This window comes from Herbidospora daliensis (assembly GCF_001570585.1).
GTDB lineage: Bacteria > Actinomycetota > Actinomycetes > Streptosporangiales > Streptosporangiaceae > Herbidospora > Herbidospora daliensis.
Genome location: NZ_BBXF01000015.1, coordinates 21,914 through 36,694, shown reverse-complemented (window position 1 = coordinate 36,694; position 14,781 = coordinate 21,914). Strand labels below are relative to the sequence as shown.

Genomic DNA, 14,781 nt, shown 5'->3' with positions numbered 1-14,781 from the left:
GACCGCCCTCAGAGTTACCCATATTTCCTACCAAGTCAATCGGTAATATCTCTGAGCTCCCGCTCCAGGTTGCGCCGCGCCTGGTCTTCCCACAGGTCACGGGCGGTCTCGGTGCCATAGAGAGAACCGCCGAGCAGCCGCTTGAGCACCTCGGCCCGGCCGATCCGGAACAGGGGATCGGGCACATGGAGGTACTCCCGCCTGACCGACTCGGCGTAGGCGGCGTACCGCTCCGGGCTCTGGCCGAGCACCGCCAGGTCGGCGTCGCACAACACCGCCGCGTTCCCGTCGCCCTCGCGGTAGGAGTGCGTCGTCGTCACCCGGACCAGCCGGGCGACCTCCCGGGCAATTGGCAGGCCGAGGGCGGTCAGCCGTGCTTGGGCGAGCTGGGCGCTGCGCTCCTCGTCGAGGCCGGGCCGGCCGTCGTAGACGGCGTCGTGGAACCAGGCCGCCAGCCGCACCGCGTGCGGGTCGGGCGCGTGGTGCTTCAGCGCCTCGACCGCCGCCAGGACCTCGGTCAGGTGGCGGGTCGTGTGGTAGCTGCGGTGGGGTTCGGCCCAGCGTGCGGACAACTCCGCGAGCAGGGCGCGCCCCGCGGGGGAGTCGGGGAAATCCTGCGTCACCCGGCGAACCTACCAAGGGCCGTCGCCGCGTGATCACCCTCCGAAGTAGCCTGGACGGGTGGAAATCGACTCCCCGGAGACCCTGCGGGACCTCCTCGAACAGCGCGACTACCTGGCCGGGCCGGGCCTGGCGACCGCCGCCTACCTGGCCCTGCGCATGGGCCGCCCGCTGTTCCTCGAAGGGGAGGCCGGAGTCGGCAAGACCGAGCTCGCCAAGACCCTCGCCGCCCTCCTCGGCGCGCCGCTCATCCGCCTGCAGTGCTACGAGGGCCTGGACGCCGCCCAGGCCCTCTACGACTGGGACTTCGCCCGCCAGCTGCTGCACCTCAAAGCCGCCGAAGCCGCCGGCGTGACCGACCTGAAAGCCCTCGAAGGCGAGATCTACGACCGCCGTTTCCTCATCGCCCGGCCATTGCTCCAGGCGATCGAGACGCAGCCCGCCGTCCTTCTCGTGGACGAGATCGACCGGGCCGACGACGAATTCGAGGCGTTCCTCCTCGAAGTGCTTTCGGATTTCACCATCTCCATTCCGGAACTCGGCACCATCCGCGCTTCTTCACCGCCGCTGGTCGTATTGACCTCCAACCGCACCCGCGAAGTCCACGACGCCCTGAAAAGGCGCTGCCTCTACCACTGGCTCGACCACCCGGGATTCGACCGCGAGGTCGCCATCCTGCGCCGCCGCCTGCCCTCCTGTACGACCGCCCTCGCGGAGCAGGTCGCCCGCGCCGCGGCCCGGCTGAGGGCCGCCGACCTGCTGAAACCTCCGGGAATCGCCGAGACGATCGACTGGGCCGAGGCCCTGCTGACCCTGGGCGCCGACCGGCTCGACCCGGCGCTCGCGGCGGTCACGCTGGGGGCCGCGCTGAAACACCGCGAAGACCAGCAGGCCGCCATTCAGAACGGCCTTCTCGATGTCTGACGTCGTTTCGGTGATGGCGGGATTCGTCCGTACACTCAGGGCCGCCGGAGTGGCGGCCGACCATGAGCGGACCCGGGGATTTCTCGAAGCCCTGGAGAATTTGAACGTCGGCAAGCGGCACGACGTATATTGGGCCGGCCGCCTCACCCTTTGTTCCGGCCCCGACGACCTCCCGAGATACGACCGCTGTTTCACCGCCTATTTCGACGGCCGCGACGCGCCGAGGCCCCTGAGGCCGGCGGTCACGGTCACCCGCTACACCGCGTGGCCCGGCGGCGGCGAGGAGGAGGGCGCGGGGGAGAAGACCACCGCCGCCACCGCCAGTGTTCTGGAGATCCTCCGCTCCCGCGACGTCGCCACGCTCACCCCCGAGGAACGGGCCGAGATCAACCGCCTGCTCGCCCTCCTGCGGACCGCCCGCGAGACGCGGCTCTCCCGCCGCCTGGCCCCCGCCAGGCACGGCTCCCTCGACCCCCGCCGCACGGTCAGGGAGGCCATGCGGCGCGGCGGCGAACCGGCCCGGCTCCGGTTCCGCGACCGGCGGCGCAAACCCCGCCGGGTGGTGCTGCTGATCGACGTGAGCGGCTCGATGCGGGCGTACGCCGACACCCTGCTGCGGCTGGCCCACGCGGTGGTCCGGTCGGCGCCCCGCGCCACCGAGGTCTTCTCCGCAGGCACCCGGCTGACCCGGCTCACCGCCGAGCTGCGCGTCCGGGACGCCGCTCGCGCCATGGACCAGGTCTCGGCCGCCATCCCCGACTGGAGCGGCGGCACCCGCCTGGGCGAGGAACTGCGGGAGTTCCTGAAAGGCCCCGACGCGCGGGGCGCGATCGTGGTGATCGCCTCCGACGGGTGGGAACGTGGTGATCCGTCCCTGCTCGGCGCCCAGATGGCGCGGCTGGGCCGGATGGCCCACCGGGTCATCTGGGTTAACCCCCATAAGGGGGACCCGGCGTACCGCCCGCTGACCGGGGGGATGCGGGCGGCGCTGCCCCACGTCGACGACTTGGTGGCCGGGCACAGCCTGGCCGCCTACGAGGAGCTGGCCGGGCTCCTCGCGGGAAGGAGAGCCGGGCATGCGTGACATCCTTTCGCAGGTCAACCGCTGGTGGACGGCCGACCGGGGCGTGTTCGGCCTCGCCACGGTCGTCGGCACCTTCCGCAGCGCGCCCCGCCAGCCCGGCGCGGCCATGGCCGTTTTGGGCGAGGAGGCGGTCGGCAGCGTGTCGGGCGGCTGCGTTGAGGGTGCCGTCTACGAACTGGCCCAGGAGGTCGTCGCCTCGGGGAAACCCGTCCTGCAGCGGTACGGGGTGAGCGACGACGACGCCTTCGCCGTCGGCCTGACCTGCGGGGGCATCATCGACGTCTTCGTCGAGCCGGTCTCCCGAGACGCCTACCCCGAGCTGGGCGAGATCGCGGCCTCGATCGAGAAGCGGGTCCCGGTGGCGGTGGCGACCATACTGTCGGGCCCCGGCAAGATCGGCGCGCGGCGGGTCGTATGGGACGACCGCGTGTCGGGCACGCTCGGCTCGCCCCGGCTCGACGCCGCCGTCGACGACGACGCCCGGGGCATGCTGGCCCAGGGCACGACCGGCGTCCGGCGCTACGGCCGCAGCGGCGAACGCCGCCTCGACGACCTCCAGGTGTTCGTGCAGTCGTTCGCGCCGCCGCCCAGGATGCTGGTGTTCGGCGCGATCGACTTCGCGGCGGCGGTGGCCCGGGTGGGCAAGTTCCTCGGCTACCACGTGGTCGTCTGCGACGCCCGGCCGGTGTTCGCCACCTCCAAGCGCTTCCCCGACGCCGACGAGGTCGTGGTGAAGTGGCCCCACGACTACCTGTCCCACGCGGCCGTCGACGAGCGCACCGTCATCTGCGTGCTGACCCACGACCCGAAGTTCGACGTCCCGCTGCTGGAGGTGGCGCTGCGCACCCCCGCCGCCTACGTCGGCGCGATGGGCTCGCGCCGCACCCACGACGACCGTTTGGCCCGGCTGCGCGAGATCGGCCTCACCGACGTGGAGCTGTCGCGGCTGCGCTCGCCGATCGGGCTCGACCTGGGGGCCCGCACCCCCGAGGAGACGGCCGTCTCGATCGCCGCCGAGCTCATCCAGCTGCGCTGGGGCGGCTCGGGCCGCCCGCTGACCTCCACCGAGGGCCGCATCCACGGCGACCTCGCATGATCGCCGGCGTCCTGCTCGCCGCCGGCGCGGGCCGCCGCTTCGGCCGCCCGAAGGCCCTGGTCGAATACAAGGGCGAACGCCTGGTCGACCGGGGGGTGCGGCTGCTCGAAGAAGGCGGCTGCCATCCGGTCGTCGTCGTGCTGGGAGCGGCGTGTACCCAGGTGCGGGGCGCGGTGACGGTCCTGAACCCCGACTGGGCGACCGGGATGGGCTCCTCGTTGCGGGTCGGCCTGGCCGCGGTGCCGCCCGAGGCGCCGGGCGTGGTGGTCGCCCTGGTCGACCAGCCGCTCATCCGCCCCGAAGCGGTCGAACGCCTCATCGCCGCCTTCCAGGCGGGAGCGGAACTGGCCGTCGCCACCTACGGGGGAGCGCAGCGCAACCCCGTCCTGATCGGCCGCGACCACCTCGCCGCGGTGGCCGCCTCACTGGAGGGCGACGTCGGGGCCCGGCCCTACCTGAAGCGGAACCGGAGCCTGGTGACCGAGGTGCCCTGCGACGACGCGGGCGACCCCGCCGACCTCGACGAGCCGGGCGACCTGCCGGTGGGCTAGAACCTGAGGTCGGCGACCGCCGCGCGGTGGTCGCTGCCGGCCGCCTCGCGGACGTCGGCCAGCGTCGCCGTCATGCCCCGGTAGAGGATGTGGTCGGGGCGGGTGATCGGGAAACCCGACGGCCAGGTGAAGCCGAAGCCCTGGCCCGCCTCCTCCTGGGCGTCGCGCAGCGGCGGCACCAGGTGACCCCGGTTGCGGTCGGTCGTGGCGGTGTTCAGGTCGCCGAGCAGGACCAGCCGGCGGCTCTTGTCCTTGCCGATGACCTCACCGGCCTCTTTCAACGTCTTGTCGCGGAACGAGGTCTCGCCGGGGCGGGCGGAGGCGAGGTGCATGACGTACACGGTCACGTCGCCTTTCTCGGCCTTGACGACGGCGCGCAGCGCCCTGGCCCAGCCGAGCCCGACGTCGACGCGCTTCGCGCCGTCGAGCCGGTACTTGCTCCACAACCCGACCGTGCCGACCTGGAAGCGGTAGGGGTAGATGCGGTTCAGCTGCCGGGCGGCCGGGCCGCCGGGGGTCAGCTCCTGCGCCGCGACCACGTCGCGGCCCTCGGCCGCCGCCTGCACGGCCTCGCCGGACAGTTCGTTGGCCACCCCGACGTTGAGCGTCGCCACCGTGAAGTCGGCGGTCCCGCCGGGCGGTTGCCGCAGCACGCCCGGCCCGAACATCACGCCCCACACGAGGGCCGGGGCCAGCGACGCGATGACCGCCCCCCGCGAGCGGGCCACCGCCGCCAGCGCCACCAGCGGCACGATCGCCACCCCGAGCCACGGCAGCACGCTTTCGAGAACCGGCGTCACCCCGCCCAGTTCGGGCAGCAGCGAATGCCCGGCCAAGATCGCGGCGAGCAGCACCGCGACGACCGACACCACACGACCCAGCAAGATCCCTCCCCTGCCGCGAAAGTGTACGGCTCCCCGGATACGGAGGACGTGAGCCGACATGTACCCTCGGAATCCCGTACTACCGGAACAACATTCGGTCCAGGAGGATCTATGCGGATCGGGATGGCCCTGAGCTATTCCGGCGGTTTCAAGGAGACCGTCGCCGAACTGGCCGACTACGAGAAGGCCGGCCTCGACATCGTGTTCGTCGCCGAGGCCTACAGCTTCGACGCCGTCAGCCAGATGGGCTACATCGCCGCCCGGACCGAGCGCCTGGAGATCGCCTCCGGCATCCTCCCGGTCTACTCCCGCACCCCCGCCCTGCTGGCCATGACCGCCGCCGGCCTCGACTACGTCTCCGACGGCCGCTTCACCCTGGGCCTCGGCGCGTCGGGCCCGCAGGTGATCGAGGGCTTCCACGGCGTGCCCTACTCGGCCCCGCTGGGCCGCACCCGCGAGGTCATCGAGATCGCCCGCAAGGTGTGGAAGCGCGAACGCCTCGAATACCAGGGCAAGCACTACACGATGCCCCTCCAGGGCGGCACCGGCCTCGGCAAGCCGCTGAAGCTGATCAACGCCCCGGTCCGCGAGCGCATCCCGATCGTGGTGGCCGCCATCGGCCCCAAGAACGTCGAACTGGCCGCCGAACTGGCCGAGGGCTGGCTGCCCATCTTCTACATGCCGGAGAAGGCCGCCGACGTGTGGGGCCCGTCCCTCGCGGCCGGCGCGGCCAAACGCGACCCCGAACTCGGCGGCCTGGACGTCATCGCCACCGCCCACCTGGCCATCGGCGACGACGTGGCGGGCTTCCTGGAGTTCGGCCGCCCGATGGCCGCGCTCTACATCGGCGGCATGGGCGCGAAGGGCAAGAACTTCTACAACGACCTCGCCGTCCGCTACGGCTACGAGCGGGAGGCGGCCGAGATCCAGGACCTCTACCTGGCCGGCAAGAAGGACGAGGCCGCCGCCAAGGTGCCCCACGAGCTGCTGGAGAAGATGTCCCTGATCGGCAGCGAGGGCTTCGTCCGCGACCGCCTGGCCGCCATGAAGGAGAGCGGCGTCACCACGATCAACGTGACCCCGGTCGGCGCCACCCACGAAGACCGCGTCCGCCTGATCGAGAAGGTCAAGGAACTCGCGGGCTGAGAATGTCGGTGACCCTGTCTAGGGTCGCCGACCATGGGTTCCCTGTATGCGTGGTCCGACCGCTTCCCCGAGGCGGGGCCGAGGCCCGAGTCGTATGACGGTCCGTGGTTCACCGGCCTTCGCCCGGGGGCCGGTGACCCGGAGTTGCGGCTCGTCGAGGAGCGGCTCGGCAGGGTGTTGCCGCCGACCTATCGAGATTTCCTGAGGTTCTCTGACGGCTGGGACTTCGGTCCGGAGGAGAACGTCCTGGGTTCGGCCGAGGTCGGCTGGCTGCGCGATCTGGAACCCGAGTTGGCCCGGATCTGGGGCCCGCAGGAGGGCGACCAGGTTCCGAGCGTGCCCGACGACCTCTATTTCGACTACGGGCCGGAGCAGAACGGTTTCGTGCGCGGCGAATACGTGCCGCACACCCTTCTCGTCGGCCACCACGACGACGGCGTGTACCTGCTCAACCCCGAGGTCGTCACCCCTGAGGGGGAGTGGGAGGCCTGGTATCTCGCGCCCTGGTTGCCGGGGGCCGTCAGAGCGCGGTCGTTCTGGGAACTGATGCAGGAGTGGTGAGCCTCTAGGGGCGCAGGCAGATCTCGAACATCGCGCGCAGGCGCGCCTCGACCTCTTCGGCGTCGACCGCCTCGATCACGCCCGGGCCGAAGAGGCGGCGTACCGAGCCCGTTCCCAGGATCATCGTGGCGGCCAGCAGGGCGCGCTGTTCCGGGTGGGGGCCGTCGAGCTGGGCGGCGATGCGTTTCACCACGGTCGCCTCGACGTGGGTGTGCAGGATCGCCTGGATCTCGGGGCTGGTGCCGGCGCGGTCGACCATGCGGGTCACCGGTTCGGTCGCGCCGCTCTGCAGCCTGACCGCCAGGCGGTGGGCCAGGCGGCCGGCCAGGCCCGCCGGGTCGCCGGCGATCACCGACTCGATCGTCGAGCCGGTCGCCAGGGCCTCGGCGAAGAGGGCGGCCTTGGTGCCGAAGTAACGGTTGACGAGGGCCACGTTGGCCCCGGCCTCGGCGGCGATCATGCGCATCGTCACCTGGTCGTAGCCGTCGGCGGCGAACAGGTCGCGGGCCGCCTCCAGGATCCGCCGGCTGGTCGCCTCCCGATCTCTCGTCACCTGACGAATATTAGCTGCGTTTGACAAGTAAACAAGCGTCTACTAACTCTGTTGAGGAGCATTCTTTACACGGGGGGACGCCGGCTTTGACTCTCTTGGACGCACCACAACGCACCTACAGCCATCGCCAGATCCTGGAGATCCTCTCCGGCCTCCTGCTCGCCCTCATGACGTCGATGCTCTCCACGTCGGTCGTCGGCACCGCCCTCCCCACGATCGTCGGCGACCTGGGCGGCCAGGAGCAGCTGTCCTGGGTGGCCAGCGCGACCCTCCTCACGATGACCGTCTCCACCCCTCTCTGGGGCAAGCTGTCCGACATCTTCGGCCGCAAGCGCCTCTTCCAGATCGCCCTCGGCCTGTTCGTGGCCGCCTCGGTGGTGGCGGGCCTGTCGCAGAACATCGGCATGCTCATCGCGGCCCGCGCGGTCCAGGGCCTCGGTACGGGCGGCCTGTCGGCCCTCACCCAGGTCATCCTGGGCGACATCGTGCCGCCCCGGGAGCGGGGGCGTTACTCCGGCTACGTCGGCGCGGTGTTCGGCCTGTCGACCGTCGCCGGGCCGCTGCTCGGCGGGTTCATCGTCGACACCGAGTGGCTCGGCTGGCGCTGGTGCTTCTACGTCTGCGTGCCGCTCGCGGTCGTCGCGTTCGCGGTGGTCCAGCGGGTGCTCCGGTTCGACCACGAGAGCCGCGACGCCCGCATCGACTGGTGGGGCGCGACCACGCTGACCGGCGGCGCGACCGCCCTCATGCTGCTGCTGTCGTTCGGCGGCCACGAGTTCGAGTGGAACTCGGTGTGGACGTACGTCCTGGGCGCGGTCACCGTCGTCCTGGTCGCGGCGGCCGTCGTGGCCGAGCGGGCGGCGGCCTCGCCGATCCTGCCGCCCCGGCTGTTCCGCGACCGCACGTTCGTGCTGGCCAGCGTCGCCTCGCTGCTGGTCGGCGTCGCCCTGTTCGGCGCGATGATCTACCTGCCGCAGTACCTCCAGATCGTGAAGGGCATGTCGCCCACCGAGTCGGGCCTGATGACCCTGCCGATGGTGATCGGGCTGTTCCTCAGCTCGATCGTCTCGGGCCGGATCGCCTCGACGACCGGGCGGTGGAAGGCGTTCCCGGCGGTCGGGCTGGTGCTGGTCGCGATCGGGCTGTTCCTGCTGTCGGGGCTGCACGTCGACTCCACGCCGGTGGAGATCGGGGCGTACATCACGATCATGGGCGCGGGGCTCGGCATGACGATGCAGATGCTCGTCCTGGCCGCGCAGAACGCCGCCTCCCGGCAGGACATGGCGGTCAGCACCTCCGGCGTCACGTTCTTCCGCAGCCTGGGCGGCGCGGTCGGCGTCGCGGCGTTCGGCGCGATCCTCACCAACCGGGTCAAGGACGAACTGGCCGCCCGTCTCGGCGGCGTCGCCGCCGCGCCCCAGCTGGGCACCCCCGAGGCCATCCACGGGCTGCCGCCGCAGGTGGTGAAGGCGGTGCTGGAGTCGTACACCGAAGCGATGCAGACCGTGTTCCTGGTCGGCGTGCCCGCGGCGGTCCTCGGGGTGGTCGCGGTGCTGTTCCTCAAGGAGGTGCCGCTGCGCGGCGGCGCGGCCCCGCAGCCCCGGGGCGGCCGGCACGAGCGCCGCAGGCAGCCCGTCTGAGGCATCCGTGCGGCAGCATGACCGGGTGACGTCAATCGACTCGCACGACGCCCGCGCCCTGGCCCACAGCCTCCGCCGGGTCTACGAAGCCGTCGCCGGACGAGTGAGCGAGGACAACGCCTCCTCGCCCCTCGTCGCCAAGGTCACCGGCCACCTGGGCCGACCACTGAGCGAGCTGGTGGTGGTCGAGGAGAAGTACCGCCTCTTCGAGCACGCCGGCCTCCAGCTCGCCGCCGACCGCTACCTGGCCACCCACACCCCCGACGCCGGATGGTTCGGCGTGGTGGGCTCCGACCGACGCTTCATGAGCATGATCAACATGATCACCAGCGCCCTGACGCACGGCGGCACGCTGCTGGGCCGCCCCGACTACACGGTGGCCGCCGTCGGCCCCGACGACACCATCGACGTGATCCAGCTCGGCCTGGTGTGCACCCACGCCCCCGGCGGCGCCCCGGTGGTGCTGGGGATCAACACCCGTGAGGACTTCACCGAGGCCTCCGTCCTGACGGTCATCGCCGCCGACAGGGAGACCGCGACGGGCGTGCGTCAGGAGGTCGACCGCCTCATGCGCGACCTCGATCCGCTGCGCGGCCGGGTGGTCACGTTCGGCTTCAGCGAGCACCGCAGGAACGAACTGCTCACCTTCGTCCCCCGGGCCGATCTGGCCCCCGAGGAGGTGGTGCTCCCCGAGGGCCGCCTCGAAGCCCTGGAGGAGCACGTCGTCGGCATCGGGCGGCGGAGCGACCGGCTCCGCGAGGCGGGCCAGCATCTGCGGCGGGGCCTGCTGCTCTACGGACCGCCCGGCACCGGCAAGACCCACACCCTGCGCTACCTGCTCGGGCGGCGGCCCGAGAGCACCGCGATCCTGATGACCGCCGAGGGCATGGCGAAGATCGGGTTCGCGGTCGCCCTGGCCCGGAAGCTGCAACCCTCGATCGTGGTCGTCGAGGACGTCGACCTCATCGCCGAGGACCGCTCCCAATTCACGACCAGCCCGCTGCTGTTCAGCCTCCTCGACGCCATGGACGGGGTCGGCGGCGACGCCGACGTGACCTTCCTGCTCACCACCAACAGGGTGGAGGCACTGGAGAAGGCGCTGGTCCAGCGGCCCGGCCGCATCGACCTGGCCGTCGAGATCCCGCCCCCCGACGCCCGCTCCCGGGAGCGGCTGGTCCGCCTCTACGCCCGCGACCGGCCCCTCGACGCCGACGTGGCGGCGGTGGTCGCCGCCACCGAGGGGGTCACCGCCTCCTACATCAAGGAGCTGGTCAGAAGGGTCGTCCTGACCGCCCTGAACCGCGACGAGCACGTCCTCACCGACGCCCACTTCGCCGAGGTCCTCGACCGGATGGCCGACGACGGCGAGCACCTCACCCGCGCCCTCCTCGGCGGCGCGGCGGAACGGAAGGACAGCCGCACCCCACCCCGCCTGGAGCCCCCGGCATGCTGACATGTCTTACATTTCGACCATGAGTTTCGCGGAACGCCGAGCCCGTCTGGCCGCCCTCCTCGCCGAGGGCGGCCACCCCGGCCTGCTGGTCACCCGGCCCGTCAACGTGCGCTACCTGACCGGCCTGGCCAGCTCCAACGCCGCCGTGCTGGTGCGGGCCGACGCGACCGCCGTGCTCGCGACCGACTCCCGCTACATCGAGACGGCCCGGGGGCTCGCGGGCGACGTCCAGCTGAAGGAGACCCGCGACGTCGCCGGCGACCTCCTGGAACCCGGCGCCGCCGTCGAGGCCCACCATCTGACCGTCGCCGAATACCGCCGCCTGGGCGGCGCGGCGCCGCTCACCGAGGGCCTGGTCGAAGACCTCAGAAGGGTCAAGGACGACGCCGAGATCGCCGCCCTGGCCCGCGCCTGCGCCCTCACCGACGAGGCGTTCGCCCTGGTCGTCGGCCAGATCGCGGCCGGCGTGACCGAGCGTGAGATCGCCCGCATGCTGGAGGCGCGGATGACCGAACTCGGCGCCGACCGCCCGGCCTTCGAGACGATCGTCGCGAGCGGCCCCAACGGCGCGGTCCCGCACCACGTGCCCGGCGACCGCCCGCTGGAGCGGGGCGACCTCGTGACCATGGACTTCGGCGCCCTGTACGCCGGCTACCACGCCGACATGACCCGGACCGTCGCCCTCGGCGAGCCGTCAGAGTGGCAGCGCGAGATCTACACCCTCGTCCACGACGCCCAGGCGGCCGGACGCGCCGCCGTCCGCCCCGGCGCGACGGCCGCCGAGATCGACGCCGCCGCGCGCGACCTGATCGCCGGCGCGGGTTACGGCGAGCGCTTCGGCCACGGGCTCGGCCACGGCGTCGGCCTGGAGATCCACGAGGAGCCGTTTCTCGGCCCCGGCCGGACCGGTAGACTAGAGGATCGAGTTCCGATCACCGTCGAACCCGGGGTCTACCTGCCGGGGTTGGGCGGTGTGCGCATCGAGGACACGCTCGTGACGCGTGACCCAGTGCCGGAACTGCTCACACTCACCACCAGGGAGCTGCTCGTCCTGTGAGCGGCCCGCACGCAGGAGAAGAGACTTCACGTGGCGACCACGAACGACCTGAAGAACGGACTCGTGCTCAAACTCGACGGTGGCGACCTCTGGTCGGTCGTCGAGTTCCAGCACGTCAAGCCCGGTAAGGGCGGCGCGTTCGTGCGCACCAAGCTGAAGAGCATCAAGTCGGGCAAGGTCGTCGACAAGACCTTCAACGCCGGCGTCAAGGTCGAGGTGGCGACCGTCGACCGCCGTGAGATGCAGTTCTCCTACATGGACGGCGACGAGTTCGTCTTCATGGACACCGAGACCTACGACATGCTCAACGTCACCCGGGTGGCCGTCGGCGACGCCGCCAGCTACCTGCTCGAGAACATGCTCGCGACCGTCGCGATCAACGAGGGCAACGTCCTCTACGTCGAGCTCCCGGCCGCCGTCGAGCTGATCATCTCCGAGACCGAGCCGGGCCTCCAGGGCGACCGCTCGACCGGCGGCACCAAGCCCGCCACGCTCGAGACCGGCGCCGAGATCAAGGTGCCGCTGTTCATCACGACCGGCGAGAAGGTCAAGGTCGACACCCGGACCGGCGACTACCTCGGTCGCGCTTGATGTCTGCCCGGGGGAAGGCGCGCCGCCGCGCGCTCGACATCCTCTTCGAGGCCGAGGCACGCGACACCAACCCGCTCGACATCCTCGCCGAGCGGGTCGAGCGGGCCGAGCCGCCGGTCAACGAATACACGGTCAGCCTGGTCGAGGGCGTGGCCGGGCGGCTGAGCCGCATCGACGACCTCATCTCGACCTACTCGGAGGGGTGGACGATGGAGCGCATGCCCGCCGTCGACCGCAACATCCTCCGCGTGGGCACCTACGAGATGCTCTGGGTCGAAGAGGTGCCCGAGGGCGTCGTGATCAGTGAGTGGGTGGCCCTCGCGGGCGAGTTGTCGACCGACGAGTCGCCCCAGTTCGTCAACGGGCTGCTGGCCCGTTTCAAGCAGCTCAAGCCGTCACTGACGCTCTGAGCTCCGGCGGCGGCGTAGGCTGGCGTGCCTACGTCGTCGTCGACTTTTTCGGAGGATCACCGTGCGTGACGCCACGCGGCAGGCCGTCGTCTGGGAGTCGCTCCAAGCGGTCATCGCCGGCAGATCCGCACTCGACATCCTCGACGCCGGCGGCGGCACCGGCGGCTTCGCGGTGCCGCTGGCCCGGCTCGGCCACGCGGTGACCGTGGTCGACCCCACCCCCGACTCGCTGGCCGCGCTGGAGCGCCGCGCCGCCGAGGCGGGCGTGACCGTCACCGGCATCCAGGGCGACGCCGGCGACCTGGCCGACCTCCTCCCGCCCGCCAGCGCCGACCTGGTGCTCTGCCACAGCGTGCTCGAATACGTCGACGACCCGTCGGCCGCCCTCGCGTCGGTCCACACGGTCGTGCGTCCCGGGGGAGTGGTCAGCGTGCTGGCCGCCAACCCCGTCGCGACCGCCATCCACCGCGCCCTGGCCGGCAACTTCGCCGAGGCCCGCGGCGTGCTCGACACGGGCACCTGGGGCGAGAAGGACCCGACCCCCCGCCGCTTCACCGGCGAGGCCCTCGCGGCCCTGCTGGGCAAGGCGGGCTTCACCGTCGGCGACGTCCAGGGCGCCCGCATCTTCACCGACCTGGTCCCCAGCCGCTTCGCCGAAGACGACCCCGAGGGCCTGGTCGAACTCGAGCGCGCCGCCGCCGCCCACCCGGTCCTCCGCGACATCGCGACCCGGATCCACCTCCTCGCCCATCGCTAAGCGCCCTCTTCAAAACTTCTCTCCGTTACGGCTCCGCCCACCCCGGCACCGCCCGCCGCGCCCGGTTCGCCCGCATTTGGCGCCAACCGGCCGCGCCCGCTTCCGCCTGAACGAGCCGGTCAGGCCGTACCGGCCGAACGCCTGTTCGGATATGCTCTCGGCATGTCGAGGAAACAGGTGTTGCCGCAGGTCACCACCCCGGCCGGGAATGCCGATGACACCGGCTGCCCGATCCTCCACGTCGACATGGACGCGTTCTTCGCGGCGGTCGAGCTGATCGACCGCCCCGAGCTCACGGGCACCCCCGTGATCGTCGGGGCCGCCGGGGCGCGGGGCGTGGTGCTGAGCGCCACCTACGAGGCGCGGCGGTTCGGGGTCCACTCGGCGATGCCGATGACCCGGGCGATGCGCCTGTGCCCGCAGGCGACGGTCATCCCGCCCTCCCACGGCAAGTACGGCGCGGTCTCCAAGGGCGTCTTCGAGATCTTCCACGCGGTCACCCCGCTGGTGGAGCCGCTCTCGGTCGACGAGGCGTTCCTCGACGTCGGCGGCGCCCGCCGCAGGCTGGGGTCCCCGGTTCAGGTCGCGGCGGCGATCCGGGCCCAGGTGGCCGAGCGTTTCGGGGTGACCTGCTCGGTCGGGGTGGCCTCCACCAAGTTCGTCGCCAAGCTCGCCTCCCGCCAGTGCAAGCCCGACGGCCTCCTGGTCGTCCCGGCCGAGGGTGTCGTCGAGTTCCTCCACCCGCTGCCCGTCGCGGCCCTGTGGGGCGTGGGCGAACGCACTGAGCAGGCCCTGACGCGACTGGGCATCAAAACGGTGGGCGACCTGGCCCGGGTGCCCGTTGCCACGCTCCAGCGCGAGTTCGGGGCCGCGGGGAGCCATCTGGCGGCGCTGGCGTGGGGCCGCGACGAGCGCCGGGTGACCGCCCACGTCCCCGACAAGAGCATCGGCAACGAGGAGACCTTCGCCCACGACGTCGACGACCCCGAGACGATCATGCGGGAGCTGCTCCGGCTCTCCGAGCGGGTCGCCGCCCGGTTGCGCGCCGCCGGTTACGTCGGCCGGACCGTCAGCGTGAAGCTGCGCCGGTCCGACTTCACGACCATCACGCGGTCGCGTACCCTCCGAGAGGCCACAGATGTGGCGAAAGAGATACATACCACCGCTTGCGACCTCTACAGGGCCGCAGGTCTCGATAGAGTGCGGCTGCGACTCGTAGGCGTCCGGATGGAGAACCTCCGCCCGGCCGACACGGCGACCAGGCAAATCGGCCTGGGAGATCGCGAGATCGGCTGGCGGGAGGCGGAACAGGCCATGGACAAGGCGATCCGGAGGTTCGGGCCCGATGCGGTCCGCCCCGCCTCGCTCGTCCGAAAACGGTTTGGTCCAATGGATCTATGACGTCACCTCCGCATTGGACCGCGCTTGTGGACGTTCTGACCGTTTTCTTTCG

The 14,781-nt window shown here is 71.5% G+C and carries 16 protein-coding genes; 13 read left to right on the top strand and 3 right to left on the bottom strand.

What is annotated here, in order from left to right:
• Window positions 1-35 precede the first annotated feature (35 nt).
• On the bottom strand, window positions 36-623 hold the full coding sequence (locus AW274_RS38365; protein ID WP_062444124.1) for an HD domain-containing protein: 588 nt from the start codon (window positions 621-623) through the stop codon (window positions 36-38).
• Between the two features lie 58 nt (window positions 624-681).
• Between AW274_RS38365 and AW274_RS38360 the strand changes: the two genes are divergently transcribed.
• From AW274_RS38360 to AW274_RS38345, 4 genes are read left to right on the top strand one after another with little or no spacing between them, the layout of a single operon-like run.
• Complete coding sequence (locus tag AW274_RS38360) at window positions 682-1,545, top strand: AAA family ATPase (protein WP_062444113.1); 864 nt, start codon at window positions 682-684, stop codon at window positions 1,543-1,545.
• Window positions 1,538-2,629 (top strand): vWA domain-containing protein, encoded by a 1,092-nt coding sequence (locus tag AW274_RS38355; protein ID WP_062444110.1) that lies wholly within the window; start codon window positions 1,538-1,540, stop codon window positions 2,627-2,629. The genes AW274_RS38360 and AW274_RS38355 overlap by 8 nt, the downstream gene beginning before the upstream one ends.
• Window positions 2,622-3,725 (top strand): XdhC family protein, encoded by a 1,104-nt coding sequence (locus AW274_RS38350; protein WP_062444108.1) that lies wholly within the window; start codon window positions 2,622-2,624, stop codon window positions 3,723-3,725. Before AW274_RS38355 ends, AW274_RS38350 begins: the two co-directional genes overlap by 8 nt.
• Window positions 3,722-4,276 carry a nucleotidyltransferase family protein gene (locus tag AW274_RS38345; protein ID WP_062444098.1) on the top strand — a complete coding sequence of 185 codons (555 nt, stop codon included), beginning with the start codon at window positions 3,722-3,724 and terminating at the stop codon, window positions 4,274-4,276. The genes AW274_RS38350 and AW274_RS38345 overlap by 4 nt, the downstream gene beginning before the upstream one ends.
• On the opposite strand, the gene AW274_RS38340 is transcribed toward AW274_RS38345, so the two are convergent.
• Window positions 4,273-5,160: an endonuclease/exonuclease/phosphatase family protein gene (locus AW274_RS38340; RefSeq protein ID WP_062444096.1), complete on the bottom strand. Its 888-nt coding sequence runs from the start codon at window positions 5,158-5,160 to the stop codon at window positions 4,273-4,275. The two genes, AW274_RS38345 and AW274_RS38340, sit on opposite strands and share 4 nt — an antisense overlap.
• Before the next feature lie 111 nt (window positions 5,161-5,271).
• Here AW274_RS38340 and AW274_RS38335 point away from each other — a divergent pair, with 111 nt between their 5' ends.
• Together AW274_RS38335 and AW274_RS38330 are read left to right on the top strand one after the other, a co-directional pair.
• A complete protein-coding gene (locus tag AW274_RS38335) occupies window positions 5,272-6,306 on the top strand; it encodes an LLM class F420-dependent oxidoreductase (protein WP_062444093.1) in 1,035 nt (344 codons plus the stop codon).
• 33 nt (window positions 6,307-6,339) lie between these two features.
• Complete coding sequence (locus AW274_RS38330; RefSeq protein ID WP_062444089.1) at window positions 6,340-6,867, top strand: SMI1/KNR4 family protein; 528 nt, start codon at window positions 6,340-6,342, stop codon at window positions 6,865-6,867.
• Window positions 6,868-6,871: 4 nt separating this feature from the next.
• On the opposite strand, the gene AW274_RS38325 is transcribed toward AW274_RS38330, so the two are convergent.
• On the bottom strand, window positions 6,872-7,420 hold the full coding sequence (locus AW274_RS38325; RefSeq protein WP_232320696.1) for a TetR/AcrR family transcriptional regulator: 549 nt from the start codon (window positions 7,418-7,420) through the stop codon (window positions 6,872-6,874).
• Between the two features lie 95 nt (window positions 7,421-7,515).
• Here AW274_RS38325 and AW274_RS38320 point away from each other — a divergent pair, with 95 nt between their 5' ends.
• From AW274_RS38320 to AW274_RS38290, 7 genes are all read left to right on the top strand, one after another.
• Window positions 7,516-9,060: an MDR family MFS transporter gene (locus tag AW274_RS38320; RefSeq protein ID WP_232320695.1), complete on the top strand. Its 1,545-nt coding sequence runs from the start codon at window positions 7,516-7,518 to the stop codon at window positions 9,058-9,060.
• A 25-nt stretch (window positions 9,061-9,085) separates the two neighbouring features.
• Window positions 9,086-10,513: an AAA family ATPase gene (locus AW274_RS38315; RefSeq protein WP_062444078.1), complete on the top strand. Its 1,428-nt coding sequence runs from the start codon at window positions 9,086-9,088 to the stop codon at window positions 10,511-10,513.
• Window positions 10,514-10,532: 19 nt separating this feature from the next.
• A complete protein-coding gene (locus AW274_RS38310; protein WP_062444193.1) occupies window positions 10,533-11,570 on the top strand; it encodes a M24 family metallopeptidase in 1,038 nt (345 codons plus the stop codon).
• A 30-nt stretch (window positions 11,571-11,600) separates the two neighbouring features.
• Complete coding sequence (efp, locus tag AW274_RS38305; protein WP_062444075.1) at window positions 11,601-12,161, top strand: elongation factor P; 561 nt, start codon at window positions 11,601-11,603, stop codon at window positions 12,159-12,161.
• A complete protein-coding gene (nusB, locus tag AW274_RS38300) occupies window positions 12,161-12,571 on the top strand; it encodes a transcription antitermination factor NusB (RefSeq protein ID WP_062444072.1) in 411 nt (136 codons plus the stop codon). Before efp ends, nusB begins: the two co-directional genes overlap by 1 nt.
• Window positions 12,572-12,632: 61 nt before the next feature.
• Window positions 12,633-13,328 carry a methyltransferase domain-containing protein gene (locus AW274_RS38295; RefSeq protein ID WP_062444069.1) on the top strand — a complete coding sequence of 232 codons (696 nt, stop codon included), beginning with the start codon at window positions 12,633-12,635 and terminating at the stop codon, window positions 13,326-13,328.
• Between the two features lie 162 nt (window positions 13,329-13,490).
• Window positions 13,491-14,729 (top strand): DNA polymerase IV, encoded by a 1,239-nt coding sequence (locus AW274_RS38290; RefSeq protein WP_062444065.1) that lies wholly within the window; start codon window positions 13,491-13,493, stop codon window positions 14,727-14,729.
• Window positions 14,730-14,781 lie beyond the last annotated feature (52 nt).